Genomic DNA, 7,979 nt, shown 5'->3' with positions numbered 1-7,979 from the left:
CCTGAAGGGAAAGCTGCACGTAATCAGCAAGCGATATACGCAGCGAATTGAGCGGCATAACCTGAATCTGAGGCAGCACCTGGCACGGCTGGGACGGAAGTCGCTGTCGTTTTCAAAATCGGTGGAGCTGCATGACAAAGTCATCGGGCATTATCTGAACATAAAACACTATCAATAAGTTGGAGTCATTACCTCCTGCATGATGAGGTAACATGAGGCCTTTACCAATCCGCGCGCTCAGGCCGATATCACATCCATACCGTTCCATAAGTGCATTTTTTATCTTTATCGCACATTTCCTTTGTTTTTGGTTTCCAGAGATAAACATCTCATTGGCCAGGCGCCACCACATCAGAAAGCCTCGTTGTCTCTGCAACCCGTTTCTTATCAGGCGGTGTAAGACAAACTTATCCCGCATGATGACTTCGGCTTTCCAGTATTCTGACAGATTACGACTTTTACCTGACAATAAAAAGGTGGCAATATGAAAATAAGCTAATGGATTTTTCATCATAAAAACGACCTTAAAGAATAAAGAAAATATTCTGTATTGTGGAATAAAATAACATAACTATCAGAAATACTTTTAAAGTAATATCAGTCAGCTTTAAAGATAACTATCTCATTCTCTCACTGGCGAGATTATAAACGTTACTACGTTCACGTTTACCTACCGCGACAACCGCAATAATTAGCATGTCATCAATAACCTGATAGACCAGACGAAACCCCGATGCGCGAAGTTTGATTTTGTAGCAGTCTTTTAATCCACGCAGTTTTGCGGAAGGAATATGAGGATTTTCGCTGCATTTCTTTAGTTTTTTCGCAAACTGCTGTTGAATGGATTTATCCAGTTTCAGCCATTCTTTGAGCGCATCATCCCTGAATTTTACTGTATAAGTCATAAATAACTGTCCAGGTCCACATCATGCAGTGGCTGATTGCTGCGTTCAGTAACCAGTTTCACCAGTTCCTGGTCATCCAGCGCATCAAGCATCCTTTCATAGAGTTCCGCTGGCACACAGTAGAATGCCGGTTGATTCCGGTTAAGAATGGCGACAGGATAACCATCTCCGGCACTGACTGTAGCCATAGGATTTTTTTTCAGTTCACTGACACTTGCACTGGTGTCAGACAGAATGATGTTAGGCATAACGTACCTTTGAGACTGTTTAACAAGTCTTAAAGATACCTCTGAAAGGACCGGTTAACAAGTCTGTATTACTCATACTTTTGCAAATACATTTAATGCTGGTTTTATTGTTCTGATGCCGCGTGAGCGGCATGGAAGGCGGTATAATGTAGCTACATATGGCACAAGAGTAAAACCGCCGAAGCCCGGCGTAAGCCGGTACTGATTGATAGATTTCACCTTACCCATCCCCGCCCTGCTAAGCCATGCCCGCTGTCAGCCATGAGAGAGCTTATGTGCGCGGTCGGAGTGGTCCCGACGAGGGTTTACCCGAAGTCGGGGCGTATCTCCGCGTTAGCGGGCCGTTAGGGCCGCTTACGAGCGTGTACACGATATGTCCAGCCAGAAGACTGACAGCGATGACAACGTAGTTACAACATTCATAATTAAAAGCGACTCTGTTCCGGCCCTTTGGGCCGGGGCGGGGCCGCTTTTCAGTTATGAGGGAGGGGCTTTGTGGTTTCGGTTCTGCGCTGGACCGGGGTTTTCTTGGCGGTTGTATTTGAGTGTTGTAACTAAAATGGCTCCGGTCGGGGCCCGCCGCTTGCGATGGGAGGTGCATATCTGTCTGTCCACAGGACAGGCAGTGAATAGGTTTTCTTTTTAAATGAATGTAATTAAGTAGTTTAAAGGAGATATAAACAGGTGTTTAAAAGATACATTGCACCCTGTAAGACTGGCGGCTGGCGCTTTATGACATGAACGGTTGTAACCTTATGGGGAAGTCCCTTGCAGTTTAATGTGGATAAGCAAAATTCCCCGTCTGTGAGGCGTGTTTTGTATCGAAAACAGGGGGGGCCGGATGCTCCAGAAGGTGGATGGTGAGGTTGTTTTTTGTATGTGGTGCTGATTTTTTGTGCACTGACGGGCTTCAGGCGTGCGAATGCCTCCGGCGCGTGCCAGATTATTCTGAGGAGGTCACTTTCAGGGGGAAGCTGTGGCCAGCCGGCTGTAATTACGGTTACGTGACAGAATCATGCGCTCCTTCACACGACGCTCCACTTCGCGTTTTACCGCCTCACGATTGGCAGTGAAGCGCCCTTCTGAGATTTCACGTGTCAGCTGCCGTTTCACCAGGGTGACAATTTCCTGACGTTCCCTGCTTGCATCACGACGCGCACGGGCACGCTTTATTCCCCGGGACTTAAGCTCTGTCTGGTAACTGCGGAAACGCTCACGCACAAAACGCCAGGCCTTCGCTATCAGCTCATCCATACTCAGCGCATCCAACCCCTGCTTTTTACGCTGTCGGTTTTCCCATTCCACACGACTGCGACGCGCGGCGGCCACCGCATCCTCTGACACATCGAGGGCGGTAAACAGCGACGGTGTGAGTGTGATGTCGGTCGGAATGTTGCAGCCAATAAGTGGGTCATATTCCGTCTGGTAGGTAATCAACCCCAGCTCTGACAGAAACATCAGGGCACGGGTGGCACGGGTGATGGAGAGTTTTCCGGCAGCAGACTCCGTCGCCAGTCCGCACTCAATGGCCAGTGTGGTGATGGAGCACTGGACGCGGTTGGCCAGCGGGTCATAGTGGAAACACAGCCCCTGCAGCAGCGCATCAATAGCCCGTCGACGCAGCACCGGTGGCATGCGTCGACGCAGACCACGCGAACGGGCATGCGCCACATGAATGGCGAAATCAAAACGGGAAGTGAAGCCCAGCGCCTTTTCCATCAGTTTTTCGCAGAACTTCAGCGTTCCGGCACCTTCACGGGGTGTAAACACCGGATTCGGGTTCTTTACCTGGCGGTAATACGTTTGTTGAAGATCAGCCACACCATCCTGCACTTACAATGCGCAGAAGGAGTGAGCACAGAAAGAAGTCTTGAACTTTTCCGGGCATATAGCTATACTCCCCGCATAGCTGAATTGTTGGCTATGCGGTTTTATGGGGCCCCGGTAATCTTTTCGTACTCGCCAAAGTTGAAGAAGATTATCGGGGTTTTCGCTTTTCTGGCTCCTGTACATCCACATCAGAACCAGTTCCCTGCCACCTTATGGCGTGGCCAGCCACAAAATTCCTTAAACGATCAGCAATCTATCACGCACACCAGAAACAGGCAAGAATGTGATGTCGCTACATTTTAGTTAGCTGAAAGCACTCTTCTGCTTTATCAGTTCAGCAATCATCTCAGCCTGAGTAACACCTTCAGCGTCACACATCTCCTGTAATTGCGCTTTTAACGCAGCAGGAATGAACACTCTGAGTTCTTTATGTGTGGCACGTTTTCTTGCCAGAGATGCCTGCTGACGTTCTGCAAGCGTCAGAGGATTACCTTTTCGGTATGCTCGCTTTGTACCTGATGAGGAAGTCACTGCATTTTCTGTCTGCGACATCTCGCCTCCTCAATTCTCAAACAGGGATCGTTTCGCAGAGGATACTACAGTTTTTTGAAATCAGCGACTTGAAAGTTGTGATGATGATCTGTGTTGGCGCACAAATCATGTCTGATTACGACCGTTTAATGTGATTTTGATGATGAAATGACTGAAAAACAGGAAATGCCTTAACATGGATGCCGGCCCCGGGCGGGACCGGCTGTTTCTGGCATGTCGGGTGTCTGCCCCTGAAATACCTCACACTTCCGGAAAGCGGGGACTTCCGTCCCCGCCCGGCAGCTTACTTCCGTGCTTCGTAGGCCAGAGTTACCTGCACCACTGTATTTCCCCTGTGAATATTCAGCTCACATAACCGTTCTCTGAATATCAGTGAAAAACACAACACCGTGGCGCACACGGCGAGCAGCCCGATAAGGGCATATTTCGTCATAAACTTTGACCTCTCTGCAAAGAAGAGGCTACAATCAGTAGTGTTAAGGTACTTCATGCAGACCTCACGAGTTAATGGATTAACGAGTGGGGTCTTCGCATTTCTGGTACCTGCGTCTTGCCTGAACCAGAAAGGCTCAGACACCCGCCGCGATAATACCACATTCCTGTCTGGTTACGACGATCTCCATGCCCCCGGTTTTTATTGCAGAAACGCCGGGAGCGGGGAAAACTTGCTTTTTCCCGTTTCCGGGGTTGGACAACTGAGCAACGCGAAGGCGTCAGCTACGATGTTCCGGTGACTGCTGATCAGCCCCTGTTGTATTCAGCCATTCTCCGGTCATCTGCAGCAGTTTTCTGGCATCGTGGCTTCTGAGCAACGGAATACCAGCCTGCCTCAGAACCTCTTCCAGAAGAATATCCCGGCGTCTGCGTTCCGGTCGTAAATGGCTGGCATCATCCAGCTCTACTGCTGCAACAATACTGAACGAACGCCGCTCAACGATAACCACATCAACATGCCACTGAGACACCATCCTGAATAACTGCCACCACTGGCGTGATCGTGGCCGGATATTCCCGTTCAGCTGGACGATATCCGCGACCCGTACCTGCGGACACAGATACCACCGCTGGACAGTATTCGCTCTGCATCACCGGTCCGTATACCTGCCGTATGCAATTGCATCAGCAAAGGAGAATGCTGATTTACACTTCTGAGGATAATCCGGATAAGTAACGCTGCAATAATCAGAACAATGAGAATAAAAATAATCAACTTCATTATTTATCTGCTCCTGGCAATTAATTATTGCTGAATTATTACCTTACATATTTCCATATCTCTTTTGGTATCCTGTCATATAACTTTCCGGTGATTAATTCCGCTAACCGGTGGTCTGCTGCTGAATTAAATGACTCACGTTCACTGTTTGATAAACTGTCTCTGTTTTTATGAATAATTTTTTCCAGCGTATTGACTGATGAACATCGCCGTAACTGATACAGCCATTCCTGTTTTGTTTTTGCCATTTTTATTCCCGCTGAGAACAGATGAATGATAGGATTGCCATCGCTTTATTTACGGTGCCTCCATATCCAGGGGGGAACCGGATCAGCATCTGACCAGAGCCCACGTTTTTGTTGTCTGGCTTCGTTCTGAAGGACAGGCAGCACGGGATCTGTGTTGTACTGCTCATATACCCAGGCAGCCCCGGCCCGGACCATAAACTGATTAATATTCATTCCGTCTGGTGCATAAACCTGCCCGAGAATACGACCATAACGATCTCGCTGAAAATATGTGACGGTAACCGTTTTTCCTGCGACCAGTAATTTCATCATGTCTGTTGACCACCGGCCATAATCCTGTTTCTTTTCCGGTGCATCAATATTTACCAGCCTGATCCGCACCGCCTTCCGTGAGTCCATGACCTCGATGGTATCACCGTCCAGTACACGAACAACCCGTCCATGAATATCTGCAGACAATACCGGCCATGAAAAGATAAATAATACCAGTGGAATATATTTCATCATGTTATTCTCCATATCAGATAAATGGCACCTGTATTTCAGGCATCCTGAACATTGCAGCACACAATGAATAACACCTTATTTTGTGAAATAAATCACAAAATATAAAATCACGACTTAATACGGAAAAAACTCTGTGCTACTCAGAACTGTCCGGTCATACTGCCCGACCGGATATTAAAAAAAGCAAATCTCATAAACTCCTTTCAGCCTTCTGACTTCTGGTGTAATGAAGGCTGCTTTTTTCATTACACCCTTCCCCGGCAGCGCCGGTGGCAGTGTTCAGCCTTTTTCCGGGCAAACTGCTGCCAGTCTGTCCGGGGAGCTATGCAGGCAGCCCGTCGCCATGCTTCTGCCGCTTCCATCCAGCGTCCACTGACCTCCAGAATAACGGCCCGCCCGCCGGCACGCTGGTAACGCCAGACCTGACCGTTCCGTGAACTGTTTCTGAATCCATTCATTTTTCTGCTCCTCCCTTTTAGTCGTCAGTATTATTGTGGTAAATAATTCAGTGGACTGGCTTCCTTTCGGGTACGGAAGTTATTTCCTTTTAAGCCTTATTGTTTCAGCCTCCTCACTCTTTCGGGGAGGCCTTTTTATTTCTCATCAAGCACGGCCTGAAGTTCTGCCTTTATCCGGTTCTGGCGGCGGATTTTATCCAGACGCGCTGCCGCATACGCTTCCTCCTCCTGAGAAATATGCTCCGTCACATACCCTTCCGTGTCATACCGGCAGGCACCGGCTTTCATGGCACACAGATAGCTTTCTGAACGGGTGATGGCCTTCAGCGCCCTGCGCAGTTTTTTATGCGAGAGCGGGATATTCCGCTGCGCCACGTCTTCCAGTAACACGTCCCGGATACCGCAGGCCAGAAGCCGGGGCGTGTCACCGTCAAATAATCCCGGCCACCAGGGCTTCAGGGTATTCACGGCCTCATCCAGTGAGGGCAGGTTCAGATAAATGGACAGCGCCTGTCTGGCCTGCGCTTTTTTTGCCGCCAGCTCTGCTTCCCGGGCCGCTTTCTCGGCCAGTTTCTGCTTTTTCACCTTCCATTTTGGTGGCGTGGTGACATTGATGATGGTTTTCCGGCTGCGGACAGGCGTCTCTCCTTCTGTTTTCCGCTTCAGTGTCAGTACCGGTCGTTTCTGCTCTGTCATGCTGTGTTCTGCCTCTGACGAATCATCCTTTACGGTCAAAGATACCACACCCTTTACAGTGCCAGAACGCCCAGCACAGCCAGATGGCAGGCGTAGAAAGTCGGGAAAAAATCCCCGGGCCAGAAACGGGGTAATGATTTCCCTGCACAGGACACCAGGCCAACGGTCAGCACCGTCATCACAAGGCCGGCCACCGCCGCTGTATCACTGGTGGCAAGGTTAAGCGCAGGAATCACAGTCAGCAGGCATGCAACCAGCACCAGACGTTCCGTTCTGTCTTCCGCCCGGTACAGCCGGTGACTGACTGCCAGCATCAGCAGCCCGGCAATACCGTAACTGGTGCCGGACAAAGGCCCCCACAGTGCCATCAGGAGAATGGCCGCTGCAGTACGCCACAGACTGCGCGTTTCACACCACGTCAGCACCTGTGCCGCAACTGCAAAGGCAAACAGGATATTCCCCTCATACCAGGGAAAGCCGGCCAGATAATACGCGAACTGGGCAATCACACCCCATCCCCACAGCCGGTTAATGGCCGACTGCCGGATATGCGCATGGCGGGACAGATTCAGCCCCCACACCAGGGCAAAAAGCGGAAAGGCTCCACGCCCGGCCAGAAACATCCACGTCTGGTCCAGATGCAGAATGCGGTTTGCATGGTCCAGTACCATCAGCACCAGTGCCACCGTTTTGATGATATCCCGCTGTCCGGGGGACCAGACCAGCAATGACTGCAACCAGGTATCGGTCCGGGCAGCCAGTGAATCGTTACGTGTCGTGTTCGTGTTATCCGTTGTCATCAGCGTTTATCTTCCTGTATCAGTCTCCGCCCAGGGTTTTCTCTTTCTGCAGGTCACGAACCATATCCCGCTCCATCTGCTGCAGACGCTCCTGCAGCAGGTTTTCCCGGGCAACCTCGCGGACCGCTTCCCGTTCCCGTTGTGGTTCACGCAGTACACTCTCCGGCAGCGCGGCTTCCCGTTCAGTTATGGCAGCCCGGTCACGCTCCTGCCCGGCAATTTCCCTGACAGCCAGCTCTGTTTTGCCATCCGGCAGGTCAGGTTTGTTCTCTGCCATTTTACGGACAATTTCATCTGCGCGGCGTTCCGTTTCACGGCGGATAGCCTCTTCAGCCTGCCGCTGTGCCAGTACCTCTGCCGTGACCGGTTCGCCATTTCCGGCACCCGGCTGGACGCTGTTGTCCGGGAGGCACTGTTGCAAAGTTAGCGATGAGGCAGCCTTTTGTCTTATTCAAAGGCCTTACATTTCAAAAACTCTGCTTACCAGGCGCATTTCGCCCAGGGGATCACCATAATAAA

General features: G+C 50.3%; 12 protein-coding genes and 3 pseudogenes. 1 reads left to right on the top strand and 14 read right to left on the bottom strand.

The window, feature by feature from the left end; translation table 11 throughout:
• Window positions 1–178: IS1 family transposase (locus tag ACJHYR_RS26340; protein WP_000663719.1), on the top strand; the 178-nt coding region annotated here is incomplete at its 5' end.
• A gap of 15 nt (window positions 179–193) precedes the next feature.
• Here the strand turns inward: ACJHYR_RS26340 and ACJHYR_RS26335 are convergent.
• The 14 genes and pseudogenes from ACJHYR_RS26335 to ACJHYR_RS26270 form a co-directional block, all read right to left on the bottom strand.
• Window positions 194–514 (bottom strand): annotated as a pseudogene (locus ACJHYR_RS26335) (serine acetyltransferase); the annotation flags it as partial.
• A 103-nt stretch (window positions 515–617) separates the two neighbouring features.
• On the bottom strand, window positions 618–905 hold the full coding sequence (locus ACJHYR_RS26330) for a type II toxin-antitoxin system RelE family toxin (RefSeq protein ID WP_000222760.1): 288 nt from the start codon (window positions 903–905) through the stop codon (window positions 618–620).
• Window positions 902–1,153, bottom strand: coding sequence for a type II toxin-antitoxin system Phd/YefM family antitoxin (locus tag ACJHYR_RS26325; RefSeq protein ID WP_001132900.1), 252 nt, complete (start codon window positions 1,151–1,153; stop codon window positions 902–904). Before ACJHYR_RS26325 ends, ACJHYR_RS26330 begins: the two co-directional genes overlap by 4 nt.
• Before the next feature lie 963 nt (window positions 1,154–2,116).
• Entirely contained in the window at window positions 2,117–2,974 is an 858-nt protein-coding gene (gene repA / locus ACJHYR_RS26320; RefSeq protein ID WP_029400224.1) for an incFII family plasmid replication initiator RepA, read from the bottom strand.
• Complete coding sequence (gene tap / locus ACJHYR_RS26315) at window positions 2,967–3,041, bottom strand: RepA leader peptide Tap (protein WP_032144212.1); 75 nt, start codon at window positions 3,039–3,041, stop codon at window positions 2,967–2,969. The genes repA and tap overlap by 8 nt, the downstream gene beginning before the upstream one ends.
• 245 nt (window positions 3,042–3,286) lie before the next feature.
• Window positions 3,287–3,535 (bottom strand): replication regulatory protein RepA, encoded by a 249-nt coding sequence (locus ACJHYR_RS26310; RefSeq protein WP_000083837.1) that lies wholly within the window; start codon window positions 3,533–3,535, stop codon window positions 3,287–3,289.
• Between the two features lie 283 nt (window positions 3,536–3,818).
• Window positions 3,819–3,968 (bottom strand): Hok/Gef family protein, encoded by a 150-nt coding sequence (locus tag ACJHYR_RS26305; RefSeq protein ID WP_001312851.1) that lies wholly within the window; start codon window positions 3,966–3,968, stop codon window positions 3,819–3,821.
• Window positions 3,969–4,248: 280 nt separating this feature from the next.
• A pseudogene (locus tag ACJHYR_RS26300) lies at window positions 4,249–4,751 on the bottom strand (DUF2726 domain-containing protein).
• Window positions 4,752–4,789: 38 nt separating this feature from the next.
• A complete protein-coding gene (gene hha / locus ACJHYR_RS26295) occupies window positions 4,790–4,999 on the bottom strand; it encodes a hemolysin expression modulator Hha (protein ID WP_001299729.1) in 210 nt (69 codons plus the stop codon).
• Window positions 5,000–5,044: 45 nt separating this feature from the next.
• On the bottom strand, window positions 5,045–5,506 hold the full coding sequence (locus tag ACJHYR_RS26290) for a thermonuclease family protein (protein WP_059328048.1): 462 nt from the start codon (window positions 5,504–5,506) through the stop codon (window positions 5,045–5,047).
• Between the two features lie 245 nt (window positions 5,507–5,751).
• A complete protein-coding gene (locus ACJHYR_RS26285; RefSeq protein ID WP_032303448.1) occupies window positions 5,752–5,964 on the bottom strand; it encodes a hypothetical protein in 213 nt (70 codons plus the stop codon).
• Window positions 5,965–6,099: 135 nt separating this feature from the next.
• Window positions 6,100–6,660 (bottom strand): fertility inhibition protein FinO, encoded by a 561-nt coding sequence (locus ACJHYR_RS26280; RefSeq protein WP_001567328.1) that lies wholly within the window; start codon window positions 6,658–6,660, stop codon window positions 6,100–6,102.
• Window positions 6,661–6,713: 53 nt separating this feature from the next.
• Entirely contained in the window at window positions 6,714–7,460 is a 747-nt protein-coding gene (gene traX, locus ACJHYR_RS26275; protein WP_000205764.1) for a conjugal transfer pilus acetylase TraX, read from the bottom strand.
• Window positions 7,461–7,479: 19 nt separating this feature from the next.
• A pseudogene (locus tag ACJHYR_RS26270) lies at window positions 7,480–7,869 on the bottom strand (hypothetical protein); the annotation flags it as partial.
• Between the last annotated feature and the right edge of the window lie 110 nt (window positions 7,870–7,979).

The organism is Escherichia sp. WS1450, assembly GCF_046487395.1.
Lineage (GTDB): Bacteria > Pseudomonadota > Gammaproteobacteria > Enterobacterales > Enterobacteriaceae > Escherichia > Escherichia coli.
This window is presented reverse-complemented; position numbering and strand designations above follow the sequence as displayed.